Origin of the sequence: Ensifer sp. 22460 (assembly GCF_052044935.1) — a bacterium.
Classification (GTDB): Bacteria; Pseudomonadota; Alphaproteobacteria; order Rhizobiales; family Rhizobiaceae; genus Ensifer.
Genome location: NZ_JBQENZ010000041.1, coordinates 21,766 through 46,961, shown reverse-complemented (window position 1 = coordinate 46,961; position 25,196 = coordinate 21,766). Strand labels below are relative to the sequence as shown.

General features: G+C 55.4%; 18 protein-coding genes, 6 pseudogenes and 1 other annotated feature. Of the genes and pseudogenes, 6 read left to right on the top strand and 18 right to left on the bottom strand.

From position 1 onward, the window contains the following. Positions 1–77: 77 nt before the first annotated feature. On the bottom strand, positions 78–989 hold the full coding sequence (locus ACTJKM_RS33425; protein WP_427142539.1) for a dihydrodipicolinate synthase family protein: 912 nt from the start codon (positions 987–989) through the stop codon (positions 78–80). Positions 990–1,569: 580 nt separating this feature from the next. Here ACTJKM_RS33425 and ACTJKM_RS33420 point away from each other — a divergent pair. After that, complete coding sequence (locus ACTJKM_RS33420; RefSeq protein ID WP_427142540.1) at positions 1,570–3,087, top strand: aldehyde dehydrogenase family protein; 1,518 nt, start codon at positions 1,570–1,572, stop codon at positions 3,085–3,087. 260 nt (positions 3,088–3,347) lie between these two features. On the opposite strand, the pseudogene ACTJKM_RS33415 reads toward ACTJKM_RS33420, so the two are convergent. Both ACTJKM_RS33415 and ACTJKM_RS33410 read right to left on the bottom strand, forming a co-directional pair. Beyond that, a pseudogene (locus ACTJKM_RS33415) lies at positions 3,348–3,592 on the bottom strand (transposase); the annotation flags it as partial. Between the two features lie 4 nt (positions 3,593–3,596). Beyond that, a complete protein-coding gene (locus ACTJKM_RS33410; RefSeq protein ID WP_440661749.1) occupies positions 3,597–3,764 on the bottom strand; it encodes a helix-turn-helix domain-containing protein in 168 nt (55 codons plus the stop codon). A 164-nt stretch (positions 3,765–3,928) separates the two neighbouring features. On the opposite strand from ACTJKM_RS33410, the pseudogene ACTJKM_RS33405 reads away from it, so the two are divergent. Then, positions 3,929–5,033: pseudogene (locus ACTJKM_RS33405) on the top strand (IS5 family transposase). Further along, complete coding sequence (locus ACTJKM_RS33400) at positions 5,030–5,374, top strand: hypothetical protein (RefSeq protein WP_427142541.1); 345 nt, start codon at positions 5,030–5,032, stop codon at positions 5,372–5,374. Before ACTJKM_RS33405 ends, ACTJKM_RS33400 begins: the two are co-directional and overlap by 4 nt. Before the next feature lie 69 nt (positions 5,375–5,443). Here the strand turns inward: ACTJKM_RS33400 and ACTJKM_RS33395 are convergent, their stop codons facing one another. The 3 genes from ACTJKM_RS33395 to ACTJKM_RS33385 form a co-directional block, all read right to left on the bottom strand. After that, positions 5,444–6,604 (bottom strand): alpha-hydroxy acid oxidase, encoded by a 1,161-nt coding sequence (locus ACTJKM_RS33395; protein ID WP_427142542.1) that lies wholly within the window; start codon positions 6,602–6,604, stop codon positions 5,444–5,446. A 96-nt stretch (positions 6,605–6,700) separates the two neighbouring features. Beyond that, positions 6,701–6,862 carry a hypothetical protein gene (locus ACTJKM_RS33390; protein WP_440636974.1) on the bottom strand — a complete coding sequence of 54 codons (162 nt, stop codon included), beginning with the start codon at positions 6,860–6,862 and terminating at the stop codon, positions 6,701–6,703. Beyond that, positions 6,859–7,170, bottom strand: a complete 312-nt coding sequence (locus ACTJKM_RS33385) for a hypothetical protein (RefSeq protein ID WP_427142544.1) — start codon at positions 7,168–7,170, stop codon at positions 6,859–6,861. Before ACTJKM_RS33385 ends, ACTJKM_RS33390 begins: the two co-directional genes overlap by 4 nt. A 444-nt stretch (positions 7,171–7,614) precedes the next feature. Here ACTJKM_RS33385 and ACTJKM_RS33380 point away from each other — a divergent pair, with 444 nt between their 5' ends. Beyond that, positions 7,615–8,238 carry a helix-turn-helix domain-containing protein gene (locus ACTJKM_RS33380; protein WP_430764127.1) on the top strand — a complete coding sequence of 208 codons (624 nt, stop codon included), beginning with the start codon at positions 7,615–7,617 and terminating at the stop codon, positions 8,236–8,238. 175 nt (positions 8,239–8,413) lie between these two features. Here ACTJKM_RS33380 and ACTJKM_RS33375 read toward each other — a convergent pair whose 3' ends face one another. The 8 genes and pseudogenes from ACTJKM_RS33375 to ACTJKM_RS33340 form a co-directional block, all read right to left on the bottom strand. Beyond that, a complete protein-coding gene (locus ACTJKM_RS33375) occupies positions 8,414–9,883 on the bottom strand; it encodes a purine-cytosine permease family protein (RefSeq protein ID WP_427142546.1) in 1,470 nt (489 codons plus the stop codon). Positions 9,884–10,200: 317 nt separating this feature from the next. After that, positions 10,201–10,424 (bottom strand): annotated as a pseudogene (locus ACTJKM_RS33370) (IS3-like element IS426 family transposase); the annotation flags it as partial. Positions 10,425–10,457: 33 nt separating this feature from the next. Continuing rightward, positions 10,458–12,112 (bottom strand): IS66 family transposase gene (gene tnpC / locus ACTJKM_RS33365; protein WP_440636977.1). Its coding sequence is split into 2 segments (ribosomal slippage): positions 10,458–12,067 and positions 12,067–12,112, totalling 1,656 coding nucleotides; the frame shifts between segments, so codons are not numbered across the junction. 45 nt (positions 12,113–12,157) lie between these two features. After that, entirely contained in the window at positions 12,158–12,505 is a 348-nt protein-coding gene (tnpB, locus tag ACTJKM_RS33360; protein ID WP_440636979.1) for an IS66 family insertion sequence element accessory protein TnpB, read from the bottom strand. Then, on the bottom strand, positions 12,502–12,912 hold the full coding sequence (gene tnpA / locus ACTJKM_RS33355; RefSeq protein ID WP_427142549.1) for an IS66-like element accessory protein TnpA: 411 nt from the start codon (positions 12,910–12,912) through the stop codon (positions 12,502–12,504). The genes tnpB and tnpA overlap by 4 nt, the downstream gene beginning before the upstream one ends. A gap of 77 nt (positions 12,913–12,989) precedes the next feature. Then, positions 12,990–13,702: pseudogene (locus ACTJKM_RS33350) on the bottom strand (transposase); the annotation flags it as partial. A gap of 248 nt (positions 13,703–13,950) precedes the next feature. Continuing rightward, complete coding sequence (locus ACTJKM_RS33345) at positions 13,951–16,161, bottom strand: methyl-accepting chemotaxis protein (protein ID WP_440636981.1); 2,211 nt, start codon at positions 16,159–16,161, stop codon at positions 13,951–13,953. A gap of 894 nt (positions 16,162–17,055) precedes the next feature. Continuing rightward, positions 17,056–18,090, bottom strand: a complete 1,035-nt coding sequence (locus ACTJKM_RS33340) for an extracellular solute-binding protein (RefSeq protein ID WP_024899825.1) — start codon at positions 18,088–18,090, stop codon at positions 17,056–17,058. A gap of 523 nt (positions 18,091–18,613) precedes the next feature. Between ACTJKM_RS33340 and ACTJKM_RS33335 the strand changes: the two are divergent. Both ACTJKM_RS33335 and ACTJKM_RS33330 read left to right on the top strand, forming a co-directional pair. Next, a pseudogene (locus ACTJKM_RS33335) lies at positions 18,614–19,812 on the top strand (IS3 family transposase). Continuing rightward, positions 18,898–19,000: a sequence feature (AL1L pseudoknot), on the top strand. (Overlaps the previous pseudogene by 103 nt.) A 292-nt stretch (positions 19,813–20,104) precedes the next feature. Beyond that, positions 20,105–21,180: pseudogene (locus ACTJKM_RS33330) on the top strand (IS630 family transposase). A 393-nt stretch (positions 21,181–21,573) separates the two neighbouring features. On the opposite strand, the gene ACTJKM_RS33325 reads toward ACTJKM_RS33330, so the two are convergent. From ACTJKM_RS33325 to ACTJKM_RS33310, 4 genes are all read right to left on the bottom strand, one after another. Then, positions 21,574–22,269, bottom strand: a complete 696-nt coding sequence (locus ACTJKM_RS33325) for a TetR/AcrR family transcriptional regulator (RefSeq protein WP_245337525.1) — start codon at positions 22,267–22,269, stop codon at positions 21,574–21,576. Positions 22,270–22,429: 160 nt separating this feature from the next. Further along, entirely contained in the window at positions 22,430–23,464 is a 1,035-nt protein-coding gene (locus ACTJKM_RS33320; RefSeq protein ID WP_440636984.1) for an extracellular solute-binding protein, read from the bottom strand. Between the two features lie 31 nt (positions 23,465–23,495). Further along, on the bottom strand, positions 23,496–24,296 hold the full coding sequence (locus ACTJKM_RS33315) for an ABC transporter permease (RefSeq protein ID WP_024899989.1): 801 nt from the start codon (positions 24,294–24,296) through the stop codon (positions 23,496–23,498). Then, positions 24,289–25,194, bottom strand: a complete 906-nt coding sequence (locus ACTJKM_RS33310) for an ABC transporter permease (RefSeq protein WP_024899990.1) — start codon at positions 25,192–25,194, stop codon at positions 24,289–24,291. The genes ACTJKM_RS33315 and ACTJKM_RS33310 overlap by 8 nt, the downstream gene beginning before the upstream one ends. Positions 25,195–25,196: the final 2 nt, after the last annotated feature.

Genomic DNA, 25,196 nt, shown 5'->3' with positions numbered 1-25,196 from the left:
ATTCTCTCCAGTTGGTTTCGGTTCCCCGTGCGCCTCCTTCACCGGTGGCGAACGCTTTATTGCGAGGATCTGCCGGACTAAGCAGTCAGTCCCCGTTCGTATGCGAGCAGATCTGCCAACTGCGTGCGCATCTCTTCAACGAGCGCCGTGCTAGGCGCCCTATTTGGCAGGCGGACGGGGCCAGCCTCAAAGCCCGCAAGGGTCTGAGCAGCCTTCATCGGGCCCGGATTGGGCTCCGCGTAAACGCTGAGAAGGAAGTTCCGGATACGTCCGATCTGCCCCTGCGCAGTCTTAAGATCGCCTGCCCGTGCGGTGTCGAAGATCTGAACCCACGTACGCGGTAGAACGTTCGTAGAGGCCAGTACGCCTCCAACGGCACCAAGCGCGATCTGGGCTGCGAATAAGTGCTCATCCCCGGACATTACCGCGATGTGCTCCCCGACCAACTCGACGACCCTGGTGAAGGTGGTCTGGTCTGGGTTCGATGCCTTCATTGCGAAGACAGAACCGTCCGCCACGATGTCGCATACGGTCTCCGGTTCGAGTGAAACGAGAGTAAGATAAGGGATCTCGTAAAGCATCACAGCTTGGCCAACGCCGTCGGCAACTGCCTTGTAGTAGTCCCGAATGCCAGCTTGGCTGGGGGCCGTACCGAAGGGGGTGATGACCATCAGTCCGTTTGCCCCCGCCTCCAAGCAAGCGCGACCGAGTGCCAGAGTGTCGGGCAATCCAGGAGTGATAACGCCCGCAAGCACCGGCACCCTTCCGCCGACAGCCTCAACTGTCACTCCAACAACTTCAACACGTTCAGCAAAGGACAAGGCAGCTCCTTCGCCTGTCCCGCCAATTGCAACGATCCCAGCGATACCGGCTTGCAACTGAGTTTCGATCTGCTCCGAAATGGCGCGTGTGTTCAATCTTCCGTCGGGGGTCAGGGGCGTTGTGGTGGCCGTGTATAGGCCGTACGTCGTGAGCTTGGTCAGCGCCATGTGACTCGTCTCCATCCTAAAAGATCTGATTTCTCCTCCTCGCAATCGGGCGTTCCGTCGCGATGGGGTGATTTGTGACGGCAATTTTCAGAGAATGTCAATCGTGCGATCTACGATCTGCGATCGCGCTTTTTAGTTTGGTCACATAGTTTATCGAGCGAGCTCTTTGATTTCGCGAAAAAAACCGTCCACGCGCACCGTTTGAAAAAACGTATTGAATGTTGAATATTTTTGACATAGCGTTGCGTTCGTTGGGTGGCCGCTTCACACAACAATCGGGGACGCGGCAGCGAACAATTTCATTGAGGACGGTGGGATCGACGTACTTCGAAGGATGAGCGTCGGAGGGCTAAGTCGTGCCCTTTCCCCGGTTGCGAAAAGGCGCGCGGCAAATGGGATCGAAAGCATTTCGCGATGCCTTGCTCTCCGGCTGAAAGATCCTATCACCACGAGCCACCGGCCTACACACCTCGAGCGCTCCAGCATCGCCCCGATCTCTGGATCCGACCACAAGATTTGGAACCAGCAACCAGACTTTCTAGCTGCCCGAGTACCGGGTGTGCGCCGACAAGGAGAAGACATGCCAATCCACCAAGAGTTCGACCGCCTTTCAGGCACGTTGTTTGTCGACGGACGCTATTTGAAGAGCGCCGCAACCAATAGAATCTCGGTCATCGACCCGGCCACTGAAGATCGCATTGCTGAAATCGCGGATGCCACGGACGACGAACTCGAGAATGTGATCGACATCGCAAACTCCGCGAGGAAGGCGTGGTTGGCCATAGATTCACGCACTCGCTCTACGGCCCTTCACGAAGTCGCGGCAAAGATCCGTCGCGATAAGGCTGTATATGGCTATTTCATGACCCGTGAGGAAGGTAAGCCGTTCAAGGAAGCCGTCGACGAAACATCGTGGTGCGCTACCGCGATCGACTACTATGCCGAACTTGGGCGCAACGAGAGCGGCAGAATCGCTGGATCGACTGTTCCGGGCCAGTTCCACTTCTCGATCAAGGAACCGTTGGGAACTGTCGTTATCATTCTTCCCTTCAACTTCCCGCTTGTCCTCCTTTGCTGGGAACTGGCGGCCGCACTCGCTGCAGGCAATTCCGTCATCATCAAGCCGCATGAGCAGACAAGCATTACTACTCTAAAATTCATGGAAGTGTTCAGCGAACTGCCCAAGGGTCTGGTGCAAGTCGTTACCGGCGGCCCGCGTGTCGCTCAACACCTCGTCCGAAGCAAAAAGACCCATTGCATCGCGTACACTGGCTCTGTGCCGATCGCGCAGGAAATTCTGAGGGTTTGCGCCGAAACCTTCAAACCCGCTCTGATTGAGGCATCCGGCAACGACCCCTTCATCGTCATGCCTTCCGCTCCTTTAGATATCGCTGTGCGGGCGGCTGCCTTCGCTGCTTACCTCAACTGCGGCCAAGTTTGTACATCGGCAGAACGATTCTACGTTCATGACAGCATTCACGACGAGTTCGTCGAACGACTGGTCGCTGAAACGAAAAAGCTTCGCATTGGCAACGGCCTCGAAAATGTTGACATCGGCCCAATGGCGACGCACCGCCAGCGAGACCGCTTCGAGTCGCTTCTCGCGCGCGCGCGTCATGAAGGCGCAATTTTCGCCACCGGTGGCGGACGCCCCAATGGACTCAATCACGGCTGGTTCATCGAGCCTGCAGTCCTGACGAATGTGGATCCAAAGTCAGAAATCCTCAACGGAGAATCTTTCGGTCCCGTCGCGCCCATCTGTCGCGTGAAAGATTTCGATGAAGCACTTGAACTCGCGAACCGTTCCGAGTTCGGCCTTGGGTCTAACCTCTACTCCCGCGATATGGGCGAGATGATGCGAGCGGTCAACGAGATTGAAGCAGGTATGGTCTGGATCAATGCGCCGATCCTTGACAACGACGCGCTCCCCTTTGGCGGACGTAAGCTGTCAGGTATCGGCCGGCAGCTCGGCCCAGAAGGCCTAGCGCAGTTCCAGTCCTCGAAGTACGTGGTGATGGATCCAGAGGCCGCCCCGCAGGACTTCTGGTGGTTCCCCTACCCAGATGCGGAGAGTTTCGAACGGGCGAAATCCGAGTGAAATCGAAAGGTCGGCCGCATCACTGCGGCCGACCACAGGAATGCCCGAAACGCCTTCAAAACTCGCGGAGAAGGCCCCACTGATAGGGTCAAATCACGATTGTCGCGAAGCCAGACGCGACGAGGTCCGGGCGACGTTTGTCACAGTATGTGCGCTTTTGATAAACGAGAGCGGCTTGCCAACTTCGACTAAGCTTGCATGAAGCATGACGGCCCGTTCGTATGCAGCGTCGTCGAGCATATGACTGGAGCACGTCGGGTTTAATCCGGTTCATATCCGGCTGTCCTGAAGCAGTTTACGCATTCGGCCGGCGTAAAGAGTTCGATGATGGAACTGGCGGCTTTCCAGAGAGCGGGGATGGTTTGTTCGGCCCTTGACCGCATCAATGCCTTGAGCTTTGCGCATGCGTTTTCGATGGGGTTAAAGTTGGGACTGTAAGGCGGCAGGTAGAGCAGCCTGCGCCTGTCGCTTCCGTGGCGTCGCGCACACCGGCGGCCTTAGCCGCGCCGTCACCCTTGGGGCCGCGGTGTCAGTTCGCTGATCTTCGCCCGTGCGATCCAGCGGATCGCGCTTGATACCCCGACGCCGAAACGGGCCGCCGCCTGCCGGGCCGATGCCCCGTCATCCGCAGGTTTCAAGACACGTAACCGTACACCCCTGCTCAGCGCTCTGGCCATCACCAACATCCGTCAAAGCGGATGTTGAATCAGAAACCAGCCGGCACGTCACATCACAATCGATTCATCGATACCCGGACGCGCTCTAGCAGGCTGTTGAAAAAGAAGCTGGCCTGGAGGCTTTCGCCGTGATTCACTCGCTTCGTCGAGTTTTGGAGTGATGCATGCGCGGCGGCGATGTGAGGACGGGTGAACTCTTCAGCTATGTCGATCTGGAGGATCGAGTTCGTCGTGATCATCCGCTGCGGGCAATCCGGCAGATCGTGAACGACGCTCTGGTTTTCTTGGAACGGGAGTTTGCAGCGCTCTATTCGCCGATCGGGCGGCCATCGATTGCGCCTGAGAAGCTTCTGCGCGCCATGCTTTTGCAAGCCTTCTATTCGATCCGCTCGGAGCGGCTTTTGATGGAGCGGCTGGAATACGACCTTCTGTTCCGCTGGTTCGTCGGCATTGGCATTGACGATCCAGCTTGGGACCATTCGGTGTTTTCGAAGAACCGCGACCGGTTGCTGGAAGGCGACATCGCCGCGAAGTTCCTCAGTGCGATCCTTTCGCAGCCCAAGGTAAAGCGGTTGCTGTCTACAGACCACTTCTCTGTCGATGGCACGCTGATCGAAGCCTGGGCGTCGATCAAGAGCTTCAAGCCGAAGGACGGCCCAAAGGGGCGATCATGGCGAACCACCTTCGAATGCAGGTGGTCGGAATGTCGAAGCAGACTTTCATGGCGAAAAGCGTTCCAACGAGATGCATGCTTCAACGACCGACCCAGACGCAAGACTTTATAAGAAGGGCAAAGGCAAGGAGGCCAAGCTGTGCTTCATGGGGCATGGGCTGATGGAAAATCGCCAAGGGCTGCTGGTCGATGCCTATCTGACTGAGGCCAGCGGATATGCTGAACGGGCAGCGGCGCTGCACATGATCGAACCTTTCGCTGATCGGACACAAGCGATCACGCTGGGTGCCGACAAGGCCTATGACACAAAGGACTTCGTCCAAGATTTGCGGTCGATGAAGGTGACGCCCCATGTGGCGCAGAATATTAATGGTCGCCGCTCGGCCATCGACGGTCGCACGACGCGCCATTCCGGCTATGGGGTCAGCTTGCGCATCCGTAAGCGCATCGAGGAGGCGTTCGGCTGGATCGAGACCGTCGCGGGGCAGGACAAGACGAAGTTCCGTGGCCGCGACCGCGTCGGATGGGCCTTCACCTTCGCGGCCGCCGCTTACAATCTGGTACGGCTACCGAAGCTGATAGCGATGCTGTCATGAGCGCGGCCAGAAACTGCCGCCTGATCGGCCGCTGGCGGATCGTCGAGGCCGATCTGTGGGGTCGGGATTATCTCGACCTGGTCGAGCCCGCCACAATCACCATCAGGGCCAACGGTCATGGCGAAATCGCCTTCGGTGCGATGCAAGCGGGCCTCGAACTCGGCTACAGCACGTCCATGGTCTCCTTCACATGGGCAGGATGCGACGAAATGGACGAAGTCTCGGGTGACGGACCTGCCGAATTGCTCGACGAGAGTACGATCGAGATCACTTTCGCCTATCACAATGGCGACGAGGCTATCCTAAAGACCAAACGGGAGACTTCTTCAATAGCCTGCTAGGGCGATCGCACGGCTATTGCTGTTAAAATTTTTCTCCGTAACAACGCGGATGGGTTTGGGCATGCTCAATCAGGAACGATGCAACAGGTGCTCGCCTATCTCAGCCAGCGATCGGCAGCCACTGAGGTCCATCGTCATGGCAAGTTCGTCTGATAGAATTTTCATCATCTGCACGGCGCCCTCCTCTCCCGCGGCGGCGGTGCCGTAGAGCATGCTTCGACCAACAAGGACCGCCTTCGCGCCAGAGGCGATGAGCTTGAAAACATCACTTCCTCGTCGAACCGAGCTGTCTGCGAGTACCGTAACTTCGTGACCCACCTCGTCGGCAATTTCGCGGAGCACGGCAATTGGTGACACTGCGCTGTCGAACATACGACCACCGTGGTTGGAGACAACGATGCCGTCCGCGCCAGCGTCCTTTGCCTGCAGCGCATCTTCGGTCCGAAGGACGCCCTTCACGACCAAGTTGCCCTTCCAACGAGCCCGCACCTCTCGTACGTGCTCCCAGCTCATGTCTGGCATCAAATCGAGAGACGGCCCTCCCCCTCGCTTAAGAAGACTTTTTCGGTATTCAACAGGATAATTCGCGAAGTTGGGCATCCCACTAGTCAACAGATATCGAATCAATACGCGAACGGCCCAACCTGGATGGTTTGCCACATCCCATACATTCCTAGACGAGAACCGGAACGGGATATCAAATCCGTTTCGGCGGTTAAATTCACGCTTGGGCATCACTGCTGTGTCAGCAGTCAGGACGAGGGTGCGCGCTCCCTTAGCCCAAGCTCTGTCCATAAGGTCGTACGACGCCTGTGCTTTATTCCATAAGTAGAGCTGAAACCAAACGGGCGCGGGAGTAGCGTCTGCGATCTCCTCCACGGATGAGATCGCCTCCGTTGCAGCACAATAGGGAATGCCAAATCTCGCAGCCGCTTTGGCGAGTTCCAATTCGCCCTGGTATCGTACCAAGCCCGCAAAGGCGGTCGGAGTGACGACGAGTGGTGACGAGTATTCGGTGCCGAAAAGCGTGATATTGGTAGAGCGCGGTGTTGCGTTCCCCTTCAGCACATGCGGTCGGATTTTGACCTCATCGAAAGCGGTACGGTTCGAGGCCAACGCCGTCTCGTCTTCCGCGCCCCTGTCGATGTATTCGAATATCCCTTTCGGAAGCTGGCGCTTAGCTATCGCGCGCGCCTCAGAGAAGTTCTGAAAATCCAATGAATGAGCCAAACTCGAAGTCCTATTGTGTAAATTGAAGAGTGTTCGCCCCAGTCACCCCTCCCGCCAGCTCAGTGTAAGCTGGAAGACTATCAACGCGCCGCCGCGTCACACTATCTCGGAGGCAAGAACCGAGATTTCGACGACGACATCATCGACTAGCTTGGCCTCCACGGTCGTGCGCGCGGGAAGAAGAGGATGCAGGTCCTTCAGAACGGCAAAGGAGGAGGCTTCCGAGGTGGACGGAAACGAAAAATCAAAGATTTTCAATCGTTTATCCGTGATGGGAACCAGTAGATGTTAGCATCGAACTTGCCGTCTATCCGCCGCTGCATCATACCATCCCAAGCCATATGGCGGATTTCGTAGTCGAACTTTCCGCTTAGCCAACTCCTGGATAAGATCGCTCTCGACCCCGTAGAACGTCCGTCCGGCTTCGTCATTCCAAAGGGCGCCAAATCACCCCAGGTCACGAAGATTTGCCTTTTCGCGTCTCGTGCGAACCCTAATGTAGGGACGGCCGCGGCGATTGTTGCCGCCGCAATCAGCTTCAGGAATTGGCTTCTCGTCATTCTCATCAGGACGGCTCCTTCCAGGAACTTGGTGAAACGACCTAACTCACCTCCTAAAGGTAGAGAAACTGCAGGTTGAGAGTACGCTATCGGATCGCAGGAGCGCTCAGAACGGCGCTGGTTTGCTGATCGCTGCACGGTGGTAAACGTCCAAAACGACTGCCGATCCACCAGAAAGCCGTCCCTGATTGAGAGGGTTCACATGGAGTTCCTATTTTATGACTTGATACGAATGCGTAGTTGAATTTTTTTGCACAAGCAATATGATTTTTTTAACACTTCAACATTTTTCACAGCGACCTCGGGAGGCTGATGGAGCCACTGATGTTCGCAAACGGCAAGTTGAGCCGACTGAGCATCTCGTCACGCGTTTAATTTTTTGAACGCTCAACTTTCAATGTTTGGCATCACCTTATATAGATGCCATGACATGATGTGATGGAGATAGTTGTGAGATTAAAAGAAGCTTCGGGCCCGGACGAGGAGGAGTCCATCGTCGGAAAACAACGACCGAAAAATGACGCAGCGGAGCTTGCTGTGGGGGCACGCCTTAAGGCCATTCGTGAAGAGGCCGGCCTTTCTCAGCGGGAACTGGCGAAGCGTGCGGGTGTGACTAATTCCACGGTGTCGCTGATCGAAGCTGACTCTCACGCCCCTTCGCTGGCTTCCCTGCACCGAATATTGAACGCGATTCCGATATCGATGGCGGACTTCTTTGCGCTCCCAATCTCAAAACAGAATGTATTGGTTTACGATGCGCAGGACCTTGCGGTGGTATCGCGAGGTAAGGTCGATATGCGGGTGCTGGGAGGCGAACGGCGTGACAAGAAGCTGCAAATGTTCGTCGAACATTACTCGCCGGGTACGGACACGGGAAAAGTAGCAATCAAACACGACGGTGAGACCGCGGCCTGCATCTTGAAGGGAACGGTCGAGCTGGAGACCGAGGTAGGCACTCGACGCATTGAAGCTGGCGGCGGCTTTCATATTTTTGGGGCCCAACCGTACAGACTAAAGAACGTAGGCAAGACTGTCGCCGTCGTCGCATGCGCTGTCACCCCACCAATGATCTAACAAACCCGCTTTGAACCATCAAATGCGTGTGGCATAAATGATTGTTGAAACTAGCAAGCCGAGAAAGTAGCAGTAACCGTATGCGTATTTTTACGCGCCGGGCTAAAGATTGAACCGCGAGAACAGGCCCCGCCTGCCATCCTCGCGGTTCTTTTCGGTAGTCAAGGGGTTGCCATCAAACTATCGGTTTCGCATAGGCATCGAGATGCTTGTCGGCAACTGCAACAGTAGCAAGTTCCTGCTTCAAGTCGAGATTCAAGCAGAAGAGCCAGTAAAGCACCCCACCCACCGGGATACCGACGAAGAAGGCGAAATCGACGCCACCGAGATATGTCGCGACTGGTCCCTGGTAGAACGACAGGTACATGAACGGAATCATTGAGATAAACGCAAGCGTATACGCAGCAATTCCACGCCAGTTCCAGTTGCCGTAAATTCCGTTCGGATTGAAGATTTCAGTGATCGAGTAGCGTCCCTTCCGCACGATAAAATAGTCGACAAGATTTACTGCGGTCCATGGTGCCATCAGGTATGCCAACACCGCAAGAATTGTATAGAAGGTCGTATTGATGAAATCCGTCGGGAGCAGAACGCCGACGATGGTTGCCGTCACGCCGATCACGGCAATGGTTTTAATTCGCAGGCTACGCGTCGGTGATGTCTCAACGACGCTGTCCATCGCGGTGATTAAGGTGAGCGCCCCGCCGTAGACGCACATTCCGTTAAATATCAAAAGAGCTGTTCCACCCACGACGAGAAGCACTGCGCCAAAACCAGGCATGATCTGGTTGCCGGATTCCTGAAGGGCAAGAGTTAAGCTGTCATTCGGGTAGAGAGCCGCCCCAACGGCCCCAACCGCCTCCATTGCGAAGACACCAGCACCCGCACCGAACGCTGTGTAGAATATGATGGACCGATGGCTTGTGGTGGGCGGCATGTACCGAGAGTAGTCGGAGACGAAGAAGGCCCATGAAAGCTGGTATGCGAGCGATGCCGAAACCACCATCAAGAATGGCGTGAACTGGAACGTACCGGAAAGTCTCGTTTGCTCTGGGGGGAAACCGACTCCAAACACGATGCCGAATGTGAAGGTCGCCAGAGCAACCAAGAGCACGACTGTCGTGTAGCGCTGACCGACATGAAGCCAATGGTAACCGAATATAGCGAAGACGACAGATATAATCCCAAGCAAGATTCCCGAAGTGCTCGCGGAACCGAGACCGAGTTGTTCCGATGTAGCCCCCATGAGATTAACGTTTAGCACAACGTAGCCCCAGTAGACCATGACGGCTACCAGCCAGATGAAGATGGCTCCGTAACGGCCAAACTGGGGACGCGTCTGCACCATTTGCGGGAGCCCGAGATGTGGGCCTTGGCTTGCATGTGCTGCAACCGGGATCGTCCCAAGGATGGTGCCAAGGAGTAAGCCGATCAACGTCCAGGTAAGATTGAGGCCCAAAGTGATGCCGATCGCACCTGTCGCGAGGCTCAAAAGTTGTGCACTCCCGGCAAACCAAATCGTTGCTTGGTCCGAAAGCCGCCCATGTCTTTCCGACAGGGGAACATAGTCGATTGACCTATGCTCGATCGCGAGCGCATTTCGCGCGATCGCCGGCCCCGAAGCGATTCCTGCTTGTGTTTCCAATTGAGTTGCTCCCATTTCCCGCGCTAAGCAGCGCACAACTCCGCGTTGGGAAAAGCCACGGCTTTTCCGTCGACAGACGTTCCTGACGATTAGACACTAGGCTGCCCTGTACCCTCTATTGAATCTTGCTCAAAGGGCAATGGACGCAATCTATGTCCAATTTTTTAAACATTCAATGCGTTTTTTTTTACACTGCTGGAGTACGCCTCGTCTCCCCGGATAGTCAGCTGCCCTGATAACTGCCGAGGGATGATATTTTGAGCGCGGAATGAGGATGGATTTCGTTGGCATCGGGTTCACAGCTTGAGCAGTAAGCTTGTCTCCTTTGCAGTGTACGCTCTGTCGTTGTCGGGCAGATGTCCGATGGCTTGTGGTGTCGCGTTGCGCCGAAGCGCTTCTCGACGGTCTCCAGCATCATGTCCCGCGCATCGGAGACGGATATCCGGGCATTGACGACAGTCGTCCAGGCTATGATCTCGCGGCCGAGGGCGTCGATAATGAACGCCAAGCTGATGACGTCGCCGTTCCAGCAGGTGAGCTTAGCGAGTCGTAAGCCTCCGGTGGAGACCGCAGGTTACGCCGCCTGAGCGTTCAGCGCGTCTGGCTGCCAGTTCCACGGAAGCAATTGCTGCAGCTTGGTGATCGGCGTGTCGGCGATGCGGGCGAGAACGTCGGCAAGCCATGCCTGTGGATCAATGTCGTTGAGCTTGGCGGTCATGAGCAGTGTCGCCATGAACGCAGCACGGTCAGCGCCACGATCCGATCCGGCGAAGAGCCAGGACTTTCTGCCGAGTGCAAAGCCTCTGAGCGCTCGCTCGGCCGCATTGTTCGTCAGGCAAATCCGGCCGTCCTCCAGGAAGGACATGAAGCCATCCCAGCGCTTGAGCATGTAGTCGATCGCCTCTGCGACCGGAGAGCTGCGTGACAGCTTTAACCGCTCGGTTTGAAGCCAGGTCTGCAGATCGTCGACGAGCGGCAGGCTTTCCTTGTGGCGACGCTCCAGACGTTGATCCGCCATAAGCCCGTTGATCTCCCGCTCGATATCAAACAGGGCATCGATCCGTTTGACGGCTTCCAGCGCCATGGGCGAGACCGGCGCAGCGTTCTTTCCACGCTTGGCGCTTGCGGCAATGTCGGCGAGCACGAAGAATTTGCGCCGCGAGTGAGCCCAGCAAAGTGCCTTCGTCAGAGAACCGGGATCGCGGTCTACCTTGAACAGCGGATTGTAGCCGCCATAGGCGTCCGCCTGTAGAATGCCGGTGAAGGATTTGAGGTGGCGCTCCGGATGCTCCTGCCGCCGGTCCCGTGAGGCATAATACAGCGCGGCCGGCGGTGAGAGCCCGCCGAATGGCCGATCGTCCCGGACATAAGTCCAGATGCGGCCCGTATCGGTCTTTCCCTTTGCCAGGATCGGCACGGTCGTGTCGTCACCATGCAGACGCTCGGCGGCAAGGACATGCGCCTCGATCAGAGAGTGAATGGGCTTCAACGCTGCGGCACATGCTCCAACCTGATCAGCCAATGTCGACAAGCTGAGGTCGACACCTTCGCGGGCATAACGTTCGCTCTGACGGTTGAGCGGCTGGTGCTGGGCGAACTTCTCGAAGAGGATCATCGCCAGCAGGTTCGGCCCGGCAAAACCGCGGGGCGTTACGTGGAATGGTGCTGGCGGCTGCGCAATCTTCTCGCACTCGCGGCAGGTGAACTTCTCCCGCACCGTCTGGATGACCTTCCACTGACGCGGAACGACCTCCAGGGTCTCGGTGATGTCCTCACCAAGCTTCGACAGTTTTGCCGATCCGCAGCAGGCGCAATTCGTGGGAGCGGCGATGACGACGCGCTCGCGCGGCAGATGTTCGGGAAACGGTTTGCGTGATGGGCGCTTGCGCTCGAAGGCTTTGACAGCTGAAGCTTTGGCTGCGATCTCTGCCACCAGTTCATCTTCACCGGCGTCCGCTTCGAGCTCTTCGAGCTGAAGTTCCATCTGCTCCAGGAGCCGCGCCTTGCGCTCGGATCGGCTGCCGTAAAGTTCACGACGAACCTTGTCGATCTCCAGCTTCAGCCTCGCGATCAGCGCCTCGGAATGCGATACGAGTGCCTTTGCGCTAGCGGCTTCAGCCTTGGCGGTCGCCGCTTCTGCTTCGGCTGCAACACGTCGAGCGCGTTCCTGGGCCAGCAGTGCACCGCACTGGCAAGGTCGTCCGGAAGCTCTTCGGTCACATTGCTCATGACAGGATGGAATCATATTCGACCCCGCCATTCCAGTGCTTTCGTTCACCCGGCGGACGTCGGCCGCCAGGTCTTTTGCGGCATTCGCCAGTCGATGCCTTCCAGCAGATAACCGAGCTGCGCAGGCGTGGTTACCACCGTGCCATCGGCTGCCGATGGCCAGATGAAGCGTCCCCGCTCAAGCTTCTTCGTGAACAGGCAAGCTCCCTGGCCGTCATGCCAGATCACCTTGATCAAACCGCCGCCTCGGCCGCGGAATACGAACAGGTGCCCACACATCGGATCACGCTTCAGCGCCTCCTGTACCATCAACGACAGACCCGGAAAGCCTTTGCGCATGTCGGTATAGCCTGTCGCCAGCCAGACCTTTACACCTGTAGGGACCAGGATCATCGCAGTCCCAGCACACAGTCGAGAATACGGCCAAGCGCTTCAGTATCGATGTCGCTATCCACGCGGACGCGTCGGCCACGACCAAGTTCGATCGTTACATCACAGCGTTTGCGTCGGGGATGGGATGGTGCGGATGGCTCCGGTATAGCGGGCGAGCCTGCCGAAGCGGTCTCAGACACGATTACCGGCACCAACATGCTTGCCGCTCCTGCCGACGGTCCATCGACCTGGCAAAGCTCCTTGCGCCAGCGGAAGAGCTGGCTGACATGGATGCCGGCCGCGCGGGCAATCTCGGAGATAACCGCATCAGGCTCAAGGCAGGCGGCGACCAACTGCTCCTTCTCCTTGCGAGACCAGCGCCGACGACGCTCAACAGACGTGATCACTTCAATCGGATGCTTCGTCATAGGACTATCCCTAGTGTTTGCACTAGGACTTCCGATGTTGAGCGTCACCTCACAAGGCGGCCCTCACCGTGGGCTTACAGCGAGTCCGAGCACCAGCGAAAGTTCGAGCGTATCACCATGGCAAAGCCATCGTGGACGCGGCCATTGCGAACGGTGGTGTGCTTCTCCAGCAGCATGGCGTTATTGCTCCTGATCCGGTGGACTCGCTTGGGGTTGACGACCGGCTGATCGGCGACTCGCCTTTCGCGATTGAGCAGCGCGGCTCTCCGCCGTTAGCGATAGGTGGGCCTGGCGTCGACGAGCCTGCGGAGGGCTGACAGAAGCTCGACATCCTCAGCCTTATACGGCCGGCGCGGCTTTGATCTGCCGTCAGAAGCTCAGTAACATTGGAGCGGGATACCTTGAGAACGTCCGCGACGGTCTTCATCGGCACCATGCTTCGGCAACGAGAGCTGCCGCTATTTTTTGAACCTGTGAAAAAGCGTCGCGGAGAACCTCGACCTCCATCCTTGCGGCCCAGCATGTGCTCCAACTCGGGAACGCGCTCCTCGAACTTCCTGACCGCAGAATTGCCGACGACCGGCTCATCGTAATCTAAGACAGCCGTTCCTCACTCACTGAGAAGTCTGCCCCATCGATACAGAAGGCGTGGCGCAACTCCATGACGCCGGGCGGCCGACGAAACCGTATCGCTCAACTCCAAACTCCCCATGATAATCTGCAGCTTCTGCTCGGTTGTCCACCCCCGTACCAGGACGTCGCCAGTGATCACTGTGTTTCGGCGTGGAATATTGGACGCCGATAAGGGGTCAACATTCCGCGCCGATTGACAGTGATCACTCCATGCGTCGACAGTCGGTAGACATAAGCTTGTCCTCAAGCCTGTGCTTACTGCTTATGCCGACTGTCCGGTCTAATTGAGGCACTTCAGTTTCAAGGGGCAATTCCAGATGTCAAGCTGGTGACCCTCGCCCCGTGAAAAACTTGCACCGGAGCGCGACCGGACTTGTATCTGAAACCATGCGAACCGGCGAGAACTCAAGCCACACGACGCTGCGGGATTTGTTCTTCCTTGCCGCGATTTTCAGAGAAATTGAAACGATTTACCGCTTCACTCAAGAGGCGCGCTTCATCTCGAAGCGATACACTTGCCGCAGTCGTTTCCTCAACCATGGCTGCATTTTGCTGTGTAACCTGATCCATCTGGTTTATCGAGCTACTGATACTTTTCAGGCCAACGGATTGCTCGTCCGCTACCACAGAGATTTGCCTTACATTCTCATTTATTGCTGTGATCTGCGCTGTGATCCTGCTCAAAGCGCGGCCGGCTTCTCCGACAAGTCCGACCCCCTGTTGTACCTGCATCGCAGACGAATTAATCAGCACTTTGATGTCCTTCGCTGCTGCAGCTGACCGTTGGGCTAGTTCACGTACTTCCTGAGCGACGACGGCAAAGCCTTTCCCAGCCTCACCCGCACGTGCCGCCTCTACGCCAGCATTCAGGGCAAGGAGATTTGTTTGGAATGCGATCTCATCAATGACGCCTGTGATACGGGTAATCTCCAGCGACGATTGGCTAATGCTCTCCATCGACTGGACCGCGCACTCGACAATATCGCCAGTCGTAACTGCATCCTTGGTGGCAGCGCTGACGCTTGACGCAGCAGCGGAAGCTCTCGTCGCGCTTGCTTGGACCTGTTCCGTAAGTTCTGCCATCGCGGCGGCGGATTCTTCTAAGCCTGCCGCTTGCATTTCAGTCCGTCGCGCCAAGTCGGTCGCACTTGAGCTAATCTCCTCTATCCCTGCGTTGATATGACTTACGCCCCTGCCAACCACGCGGATTGTCTCTTCTAAGCTGGACAAAGCCGAGTTGAAGTTGACCCTGAGCTCGGCATATTCACCTCGGAACTCTTCCCGAATTCGGCAGGTAAGGTTACCCTGCGCAAGGTCCTTCAACGCTTCCCCGACCACACGCACTACGAGGCGCTGTTCTTCAAGCGCGTCCGCGCGAGCGGCCTCGGCGGTAGCGCGCTCACGCGCGTTTGCCTCTCTCACATTAGTCGCCTCTGTTTCCGCACGCTCTCCTTGGATGAGGGCATGGCGTAGCTTTTCCAACGCGGTTGCGACCGCTCCCATCTCATCCGATCGACGTGTATCTTTGGTTGATTCACTATAGTTCCCAACGGCCAACGCTTCTACAACTTTGACCAAACGCCCAATTGGACGGGCAAGCATTATTCTTGTCGTAACAAATAAGACGAGCGCTATTATAAATACTACAAAAAAGCCTGCCGAGACCATTAAGGTAATTTGTTCGTTCACCGCAGAGGCAATTACCGAAGTCGGAACGTCGACGCAGACAACCCACCGGACATTCAAATGCGGCACTTCGAAAGGAAGTAGGACGCGGGTGTAATTGACCCCATCGACCTCAACGTCTTCTACAATTCCAGTTTTCTGCTCGGTGATCGCCTCGGACAGTTCCTTTTGGCCTAGTCCATCATAATTCTTTGTTGTTTGGTCCGCACTGGGCGCTACGATCCACCGTTTTGCCTGGGAAATAACATATACTCGCCCTGACCCGAATGGCCTTTGTGCGCCAAGCTTGGCGGATAGCGCCGTTAGGTCTACGTCCATACCAGTCACACCAATAAGGCGATCTGCACTGACGACTGGATACGAGATCGTGGATAAGAGGAAAGATCCTTGCGCGTCGACCCAAACGTAGGGCTCCGTTAGGTGGCCCTGCCGGGACTTGGAAGCTACGTGGTAGTATTCAGCGCTATAATCGAGGGCGACTGGTGCCATCGATAGAGTCCCGCCGGGCTTTGTCCACGTAGGCGAAAACGCGCCATTACTTGCTGATCCAAGCGTCGTGTTTCCCTTGAACTCTGCCGCCTTTCCGTCAAAAGCGTTGGGCTCTTCCATGAACCAGCTGCTGAAAACGATAGTGGCTTGCGCTGTAGCACGTAGCATGTCGATCACCGCAGCACGATCAAGATAGTCTTTTTCTCTGCCTTGGCCGATCAAAGCTGCCATCGTGGATGTCGGAGCCGATAACGCTGTCATTTCCGCTGAAATGTCATTTGCCAATTTTGCAGCTTCGAGTTTAGCCTGCTGGACGGTCAGATGCTCTATCCGGCTCTTCGTAACCAAAACAAGGATAGCATTTGATAATACTAAGACTAGGGCTATCGCGGCAGCAGTAACAGCGATTAGCTTCAAAGCAAGAGACCGTTTCGTGCGCATTTTTGTAACCACCCCAATCTAATGAGCGAGAGTTTCAGTCAAACCAAGTCTAGCATTCTCCGCACACCGGTCGACCAGCACGTCTTGTTTGCCAATCGTGCGGAGGACAGCCGTTGCGTGCACCGAAGGAATAAAATTGCGCATCTACTTGTGACATCGATAGTCACGGATCAATACAAGGCCGTTGCATGGAACAAGGCGCGTCCGTTTCCAGGTGCACGACCTGTCGTATTCGCTTCCGGCGTCCACGCTCTTTTTATAACATGGAATAATTATCGTCGAGTTAAGACGAGACTCATTAGTTCGCTCAATCCTGGCAAAAGCCGCAGCGCCCCGACGTATTTATGAAGGTACCGGGTGAACCTGTTCCGAGATTAACAGACGCAAAACCGGTCCGACGCTGTGGATAGCGACTGATGGCCGTCCGCCGGTCTTCGAAGGACGATTAATGCGCGTGGCGTTATTGCGCACAGGCTTTTGACGACCGCGTTTCAAATCATGCGCAACGAGCGCCTAGCGCCCAGCGGGGCGGTTGCTAATGGCAGGAAACCGCATCGTTGATGACATCCCTACTTCCAGATGATGTATTGGCGAACAACGCAGGACTTGTCCGCTCCGCTTCGGAAGAAATGAAGATTACGAGCCGAAATACGCTCTCTGACAAAGACAAACCCCAGCGAATGACTCCGGGATAAAGTTCAGTTAAGATTCATTGGGCAGTGACGGCCACCCTAAGGTCTAAGAGACCTAATCAATTAGCCAAGCGATACATTGAAATATAGTCGAACCCGCAGGAAGAGAGGAAGAGAGAAACCGGGCGCTGTTGATTGTATGCATTTGGCGAGCAAATTGCACGCCGGGTTGCTGTACCGGCGTGCTGCGAAGACTCGATGTCTACATTCTAACCTCTGACCAAATCGCGCCATACAGCTTTTGGATCGCGGGTGGGCAGGTCGTAGCCCAGTATCCCGCGCCTTTCAAATTGTCCGGAATTAGAAACTCCGGCGCTGAAGCAATTCCGCTCTTCATGAATTGATCCGAGCCGTCAATTCCATTTGCAAAGTTGGTGAAATCCGACTCAAGAGCGATGTTCTGCGGATCCATAATGAAATTGATGAAAAGCTTCGCGTTTTCCAAGTTTGGGGCGCCGGCTACAACGCCAATGTTATCCATCCAATACGGGAAGCCTGTTTGCGGGTAACCAAACGCGATATCTTTGTTCTGCAAGCGCTCCTGTAGAGCAACTCCATTCCAATCAGCCGATGCAGCGTAATCGCCTTTGATCATGGGTTCACGTGTCATATAGTCCATAGAGATCCAATGCTTCTTCGCCTCGAGAAGCTTATCCCTCACCTTCATCAGAAGGACTTTGTCATCGGTGCAAAGCTCTTTCCCGCCCAGATAATGGATCGCGAGCCCCATTATATCCAGCATTTCGGGCTGTACGTTGATTTTCCCCTTAAGTTCGTTTGGCGGATCAAATATAATCGCCGCTGTATTTATATCGCCTTGATATACTGACGTGTTCACACTGACTCCGACGACATTTATGAGCCATGGTGCTGTATATGCCCGACCCGGATCAAAAGGCACATCCACCCATTGCTTATTCACGTTTCGAAAGTTTGCCATTTCATTTGGATTTGACCTAAAAAGTAACCCCTCCCTAATGAAAATCGGGGTGTATGTAGATGCTCCAACAAAAAGATCGAACCCATGTCCACCAGCCTTTAATTTTGCCAAGGCGGTATCGTTTGTATCGTACTCCGAGATTGTAACCTTTACGTTGTATTCACTCTCGAATTTTTTGATCATTTCTGCGCTTGTGTAGCCACCATACGTATAAATGTTGAGTTCTCCATCCGCGTAGGCAACTTCACTTGCGAGGACTGTCGTCAAGGCAGCGATCAAGGCGGTTTTGGTTATCATGATATTTCCTCCCTATTGGCGGATGTCACCTTACACCGATCACAGGGCTAAGAAAAATTAATTAATCCAAATAGGAATTTTTTGGTCGGCCCGGGTCTCGCATTGGACGCGTCTGCCGAAAGTCTGATGCCAGCCGGCGCGGCATCTTAATCTGAAGATCAAGCAGTTTGAACTCGCGTCGGAGGATAACGAGCCTCTTGCGCGGAAGCCGATGCCTGCTACCCGCAGTGGGATGACGCACTTGGTAGACCGAAGCGCAGACCTCTGCCGGATGGCCAGCAACCAGAGCCGTGTTTGCGCCGAACCTCAGTTTAACGATCTACTGCCACGTCATTCCTCAAGGTGGATGATAAGGTGGGTGCTTCGTCTTGCAAAAGAACCTTTCGACTGTGTTGCACTGCCACATCGCGGCTTTAGAGAGGCCGTTGGTGGAAGTGCTTTCCGACCGGATGAAGACGCCGCTATCGGCGAAGTGAAGCGCCCCGGCTTTGCTGGAGACCCCAACTCGTGAGAAGTAGGGTCTATGACAAGCAAGACGACGAACAAATTTTCTCCTGAAGTCCGCGCCCGCGCTGTTCGAATGGTGGTCGAGCATGAAGCGGAGCATCCTTCGCGATGGGCGACTGTGTCTTCCATTGCCGCCAAGATCGGCTGCTCGGCACATACGCTCAATGAATGGGTGAAGAAGGCCGAGGTAGACAGCGGCAAGCGTGCAGGTTTGCCGAGTGACGTTGCCGAGAAGATGAAGGCTCTGGAGCGGGAGAACCGCGAGCTTCGTCAGGCGAATGAGATTTTACGCAAAGCCTCGGCGTATTTTGCCCAGGCGGAGCTCGACCGCCCACTGAAGCGATGATTTCCTTCATCGACGAACACCGTGTCGATACCGGATCAATACTCCCCAGAAGTGCCGTTTGAATCTTCCCCAGTTTAGCGTTGCCGCCGGTCTTCCGGGGCGCCCGGAGCGACATGGCCATGAAGATCGAGATACGCCGGGTGTTCAACGAGGTCTTCCAGGTCTATGGCGTGCGGAAAGTCTGGCGACAGTTGCAGCGAGAAGGCTTCGATGTCGCTCGCTGCACCGTCGCACGGCTCATGAGAATGATGGGACTTCAAGGCATCATTCGCGGCAAGCCAGTCAAAACCACCGTGTCGGACAAGTCCGCTCCATGCCCACTCGACCGGGTGAACCGACAGTTCTTCGCTCCAGCGCCGAACATGCTGTGGTTATCCGATTTCACTTATGTCGCGACCTGGCAGGGCTTCGTTTACGTGGCCTTCGTCATTGATGCCTTCGCCCGCCGCATCGTCGGGTGGCGGGCAAGCCGAACGGTCCATGCGGCCTTTGTCCTCGATGCCCTCGACCAGGCACTTCATGATCGGCGGCCCGTCCATCGCGGCGGACTGGTTCACCATTCCGATCGCGGCTCGCAGTACGTGTCCATTCGCTATTCCGAGCGGTTAGCGGGCATCGAGCCTTCCGTCGGAAGTGTTGGCGACAGTTATGACAACGCTCTCGCCGAAACGATCAACGGCCTTTACAAGGCCGAGGTCATCCATTGACGGGGACCGTGGCGCAACTTCGAAGCCGTGGAGTTCGCCACGCTCGAATGGGTCGATTGATTCAATAACCGCCGCCTTCTCGAGCCAATCGGAAACACTCCGCCGGCCGAGGCGGAAGAACGATACTATGCCATGCTGGACGCACCGGCTATGGCCGCATAACTTAAACCAAACGGTCTCCGGCAAAGCCGGCGCGGTTCAAAGGCCAGAGAGAAGGCATCGTCTACAATCGCACTCTCATCGAACTGCCCGCCCCTAGGTGTCCACCCGCTTTGCGTCTCCCTGTCTCTTAATCCCTCTCAATCGAGTGGTACCACCGCTGGAGTTTTAACGCGGGGTCAGGCTAGGTCATGCAGCGAATTCTGGGTCCGAGCGAAACATCCTAGTGGATTGATCGCGACAAAAGAGTCCGATTTTGGATTCCCATCGGTTGTCGAATGTGCGACGGTCCAGCATGCGCTCCGGTATTGCATTTGACGTCACCGCCGCCGACAGGGTCCGGCTCGAAGCCATCGTTGCCAACCGCGGTTCGCCGCAGAAGCATGCGTGGCGAGCGAAGATCATCCTGATGAGCGACGACGGCTTGGGAACGGTGGCCATTATGGCGGCGACCGGCAAATCGAAGACCTGCGTCTGGCGATGGCAGGAGCGGTTCATGGCCGAAGGTGTGGATGGCCTTTTGCGCGACAAGAGCCGCCCGCCCGGCATCGCTCCACTCGATCCGGCACTGGTCGAGCAGGTGGTCGCGCTGACGTTGGAACCGCCCAGGCAGGAGGCCACGCACTGGAATCGCGCGATGGCAAAGGCCGTTGGGATCGCGGCCTCTTCCGTCGTCAAGATCTGGCACGAGCATGGTCTTGCGCCGCACCGCTGGCGCCGCTTCAAACTGTCAAATGACAAGGCTTTTGCCGAGAAACTGCACGATGTCGTCGGGCTCTACGTCTCGCCGCCGGTCCATGCCATTGTCCTTTCCGTTGATGAAAAAAGTCAGATCCAGGCGCTCGACCGGACGCAGCCGGGCCTTCCATTGAAGAAGGGTCGGGGCGGCACGATGACCCATGATTACAAGCGCCATGCACCACCACCTTGTTTGCTGCCCTCAATGTTCTCGACGGCTCGGTGATCGGCCGCAACATGCAGCGTCACCGGCATCAGGAGTTCATCCGTTTCCTCAACGCGATTGAGGCGGAACTGCCGAAGGATAAGGCCGTCCACGTCATTCTCGACAACTACGCGACCCACAAACAGCCGAAGGTCTGCGCCTGGCTGGCAAGGCATCCGCGATGGACCTTCCACTTCGTTCCAACATCATGTTCATGGCTGAACGCCGTCGAGGGCTTCTTCGCAAAACTGACACGCCGACGGTTGACGCACGGCGTCTTCCACTCCGTCGTCGACCTGCAGGCGGCCATCAACCGGTTCATCAAAGAGCACAACCAAGAACCGCGCCCTTTCGAATGGAAGGCAGATCCCGAGGAAATCATTGCCGCCGTCAAACGGGGGCACCAAGTGTTGGAATCAATCCACTAGCGTCCGGAATAGTCACGGCGACGACCGAAGATGTGATTGGGCCGACACCTGGAACCTAGAACAGCCGACTTGGGACCGGAGCTGAACGACCAACCTTCGCCAGCTTCGTCTAATTTTTATCTATCTGCTTGATCAGGTTACCCATTGACTGATCAAGCTGTTCAAAGCATAGCGAGTATGTTCCGGCACCGATGATCGGCATTAAGCTTTCGAGGTGATCTCGGCCTTGCCCGGAGATAATAAGAATTCTGCAAGATGGTATCCCTCCGGCGTGAACCGCCTTGCGAGGTTCCGCGTCTCCCGTGAGTCTGCGCTCTTAAGAGTGGATTTAGGCGCGCATTGAGAACCCAAAACTGGACGAAGCTTGGGGCCAAGATCACTTCCAACGCCAGTTTAATCCGGCACAGGCGCTCTGAGGCCGGCGGTCAAGAACGCCGTTAGGTGCTTAAGCATCTCGTCTTTGCCGACTACACCTAGTTGACCGTCAGTTAGATCGTTCAACCGACCAAGATCATTCAACATGAACAGATAAGTGCCAACCAAGAACGCCATGCGTAGGCTGATAATGTCCTTCGGTATATCAGGGGTGAGGAGAGCTATCTCGTTGACAAATCGCTTAACGGATGAGTCGTAGACTTCGCGGCGGAGGCGAAAGGAATGCTCAGCCGGTTCAGCGTGAAGACGCGCCTGCAATCTGACGAACGCGGCACCCGCAGGGCCGCTGTGTTTCATCTCCCATTGAGGAGCGAGATAAGCGAGCACGATGTCCTCGACGCGCAAGCTCGTCGGACGGGCGAGCACCTCGTCAAGCAGTACATGGCGCCTCCCCGATAGCAATGCCCCGCGCCGACGATAAACCTCGTCGAACAGGTCCTCTTTGCTGCCAAAGTAGTACCGGATAAGAGCTTGGTTGACACCAGCTCTGTTGGCAATATCGCGCATTTTCGAGCCAGCGAACCCTTCGTCTGCGAAGATCAGTTCGGCAGCATCTAAAATTAGATCTCTATAATCAATCCCAGGCTTCGGCCGCCCAGGTTTGCGCCTTCCCTTGGAGGCTTTCGCTTGTTGTAGCATCACTTCTCCGCCCATTCGATGCACCAAAATATTAGTGAATTAAGGATGCGGATAATTAATTAACGGGGGAACGCGCCTAAGACAATGGGTAGTTGGCAGATCAGCTGTTACCCAACGAGCAACTGATTTATCGGCAGACCGCACGAAGCGGCCTGCCGACTCAAGTTTCCGCGGGCTACATTTTCAACTCTGTCCAAATCCTGCCATAGATTTGTTGAATTTCGGGAGAACAGGTCTCATTCCAGTATGAAGGACCAGCCAAATTCTCCGGCACCACGAATTCAGGTGACGTGGTCATTTCCTTATCCATGTACTGCTCTGAGCCGTCGATGCCATTGGGGTACTTGATATAGTTTGACAACATCGCCGCGTTTTGGGGATCCATCATGAAATTCATAAATAGCTTGGCGTTGTCGATATTTTTCGCATCAGCGAGAATAGCAAGGTTATCCATGGCCAATCCATAGCCGGTTTGGGGATAGCCATATGCAATGTCGGGATTGCGCTGCCTTTTGATAAAGGCCGGCCCACCCCAGTCACTCGTCACCGCAAAGTCACCCTTTACCATCGGATCGATAGTATTGTAATCCATGGAAATCCAATGCTTTTTTGCTTCCAGCAGTTTATCACGGACCTTTTGCAGAAGGGCTTTGTCGTCGGTGCAAATCTTGTCGCCTCCAAGGTAGTGGATCGCCAGGCCCATAACGTCCATCATCTCGGGAATAATGTTGATCTTGCCCTGTAGTTCGGCGGGAGGATCAAATAGCAGCGCCGCCGTGTTGATGTCGCCCTTATAAATTGAGGTATTTACGCTAAGGCCGACCGTTGACCACTCCCAAGGGATACTATACTCGCGGCCGCGATCGAAACTGACATCAATCCAGCGCTTATTAACGTTCTTGAAATTCTCGAGCTTGTTAGGTTCGGACTTCAACAACAAGCCCTCTTGGATGAAGATTGGGATATATGTGGATGCTGCGACGATCATGTCGAAGTCGTTTCCACCGGCCTTCAGCTTTGCCAGCGCCGTATCGCTACTATCGTACTCCGAAAATGTCACCTTGACGTCGTATTGTTCCTCGAATTTCTTGATCATCTCAGGGCTCCAAAGATCTCCCCAGCTGTAGATGTTCAAGATACCTTCTGCGGAAGCCGGAATTGATGTGAGTAGCACCACACCTGCGGCGATTGAGACTGCCATTCTATTCATGTCTGTTCCCTTTCTGTTTATGTTCATTTTATTACTTGCGCTGTCGCCCAAGTAAATAAGTCGCCACGACGAATAATATAGATACAAGTATTAGAGCCGTGGAGATTGCGTTGATTTCAGGTGTTACTCTTCGCCGGAGCTGGCCGAGCATATATGTGGGTAGAGTTTCTTGCCCGGCGGATTTCACGAACTCTGTAATGACTACGTTGTCGAGCGAAATGACGAAGGCGAGCATCCAGCCAGAAAGGAGGCCCGGCCAAAGCTGTGGCAGTGTGATGTGTCGAAAGACTTCCACTGGCCGGGCGTAGAGATCTGCACCGGCCTGCTCCAAACTCAAGTCCATCCCCTTAAGCCGCGCTCTAACCGGCATGTAGGCGAACGGAATGCAGAATGCTGAATGTGCGACGACAAGATAGAGCATGCCCGTGTAACCAGTGGTCACTTTTAGCACCGAAAAGAAGCTCAGCAGCCCGACCGCGGTCACTATTTCCGGGACCATTAGCGGCTGATTGACCACAGCAAGTGCCAATCCTTGTCCTTTCCACGGACGCGTTCGCGTAGTCGCTAGGGCGAAAAGAACCCCACTTGCCGTAGCGACGGTTGCGGCGACAGCTGCGAGTGTCAGAGAACGAGCAGCCGCCTCCTTTACTGCCGCGTTCTGCCATGCCGATGCGTACCAGCGGAACGAGAATCCCTCCCAGATGGAAAGAGCCTCGCCCGCATTAAAAGAGTACATGATCAATAGCACGATGGGCATATATAGTATCAGGAAGCATAGCATCGCTACTAGGTTAATGCCCGGCATATGACGAACGTTGAACGTTTTAGCCATTGACGCCCTCCTCCTTTTCCGTGGCACGCACGAAGACGATCATCGCAATTCCGACGATTATTAAGAGGGTCAGCGAAAGTGCCGAGCCGAGCGGCCAGTTGCGGAGTGCACTGAATTGCATCCCAATGAGGTTGCCCAACAACAGTTGTTTTCCTCCGCCAAGAACTGTCGTTATGACATAGTCGCCGAGACAAGGGATGAGAACCAGAACCACGCCGGCGACGACACCAGGCTTAACAACAGGCAAGATTATTTCGCGCATAATCTGAAATGGCCGGGCATACAAATCGTATCCTGCCTCCACTAAACGAAAGTCGAATCGCTCCATTGATGAGTAGATAGGAAGCACCATAAGCGGCAGGTAAACATATGTCATACCGAGCATGATCGCGGTCTCGGTATAGAGTATTTGGACTGGCGAACTGATTATTCCCAAGCCGACGAGCACGTTATTGAATACGCCCTCGTTCCGGATCAGTTGCATCATTGCGAAGGTCCGAATGAGCATGTTTGTCCAGAACGGCAACATTATCAACGTCAACCAGAAATCGCGGCGATGCGGTGGGCGAGTCGCGATGAAGTAGGCGGCAGGAAAACCAAACAGAAAAGTTAGGAGCGCAGTCATAATCGAAAGTTTTATTGACCGCCAAAATACCACCAGGTGTTCCGTCGCCCAATTGACTTCGTTAGTGAAGAAATCTCGCTTTAGGACGACATTCACCCAGCTCTCGGTTGAGAACGTCCAGTCGATCCCTCCGTATTCCCCGGGAGTGAGGAAGGAATAGATAGTTATCAATACGACGGGGATGATTGCGGCTAGGAGAAGAATCAACAATGCAGGTGTAATCAGAAGCGCTTGCGCCTTTGATATGGTCGGTCGTTTCACGGAGGGATGCATGG

Excerpts from the sequence above, each read along its gene's own strand:
- ACTJKM_RS33345 (WP_440636981.1), bottom strand. The coding sequence starts at position 16,161 with ATGCGCACGAAACGGTCTCTTGCTTTGAAGCTAATCGCTGTTACTGCT.
- ACTJKM_RS33325 (WP_245337525.1), bottom strand. The coding sequence starts at position 22,269 with ATGGGCGGAGAAGTGATGCTACAACAAGCGAAAGCCTCCAAGGGAAGG.
- ACTJKM_RS33310 (WP_024899990.1), bottom strand. The coding sequence starts at position 25,194 with ATGCATCCCTCCGTGAAACGACCGACCATATCAAAGGCGCAAGCGCTT.
- ACTJKM_RS33320 (WP_440636984.1), bottom strand. The coding sequence starts at position 23,464 with ATGAATAGAATGGCAGTCTCAATCGCCGCAGGTGTGGTGCTACTCACA.
- ACTJKM_RS33410 (WP_440661749.1), bottom strand. The coding sequence starts at position 3,764 with ATGGCCAGAGCGCTGAGCAGGGGTGTACGGTTACGTGTCTTGAAACCT.
- ACTJKM_RS33420 (WP_427142540.1), top strand. The coding sequence starts at position 1,570 with ATGCCAATCCACCAAGAGTTCGACCGCCTTTCAGGCACGTTGTTTGTC.
- ACTJKM_RS33340 (WP_024899825.1), bottom strand. The coding sequence starts at position 18,090 with ATGATAACCAAAACCGCCTTGATCGCTGCCTTGACGACAGTCCTCGCA.
- ACTJKM_RS33315 (WP_024899989.1), bottom strand. The coding sequence starts at position 24,296 with ATGGCTAAAACGTTCAACGTTCGTCATATGCCGGGCATTAACCTAGTA.
- ACTJKM_RS33425 (WP_427142539.1), bottom strand. The coding sequence starts at position 989 with ATGGCGCTGACCAAGCTCACGACGTACGGCCTATACACGGCCACCACA.
- ACTJKM_RS33385 (WP_427142544.1), bottom strand. The coding sequence starts at position 7,170 with ATGAGAATGACGAGAAGCCAATTCCTGAAGCTGATTGCGGCGGCAACA.
- tnpA (WP_427142549.1), bottom strand. The coding sequence starts at position 12,912 with ATGACGAAGCATCCGATTGAAGTGATCACGTCTGTTGAGCGTCGTCGG.
- tnpB (WP_440636979.1), bottom strand. The coding sequence starts at position 12,505 with ATGATCCTGGTCCCTACAGGTGTAAAGGTCTGGCTGGCGACAGGCTAT.
- ACTJKM_RS33400 (WP_427142541.1), top strand. The coding sequence starts at position 5,030 with ATGAGCGCGGCCAGAAACTGCCGCCTGATCGGCCGCTGGCGGATCGTC.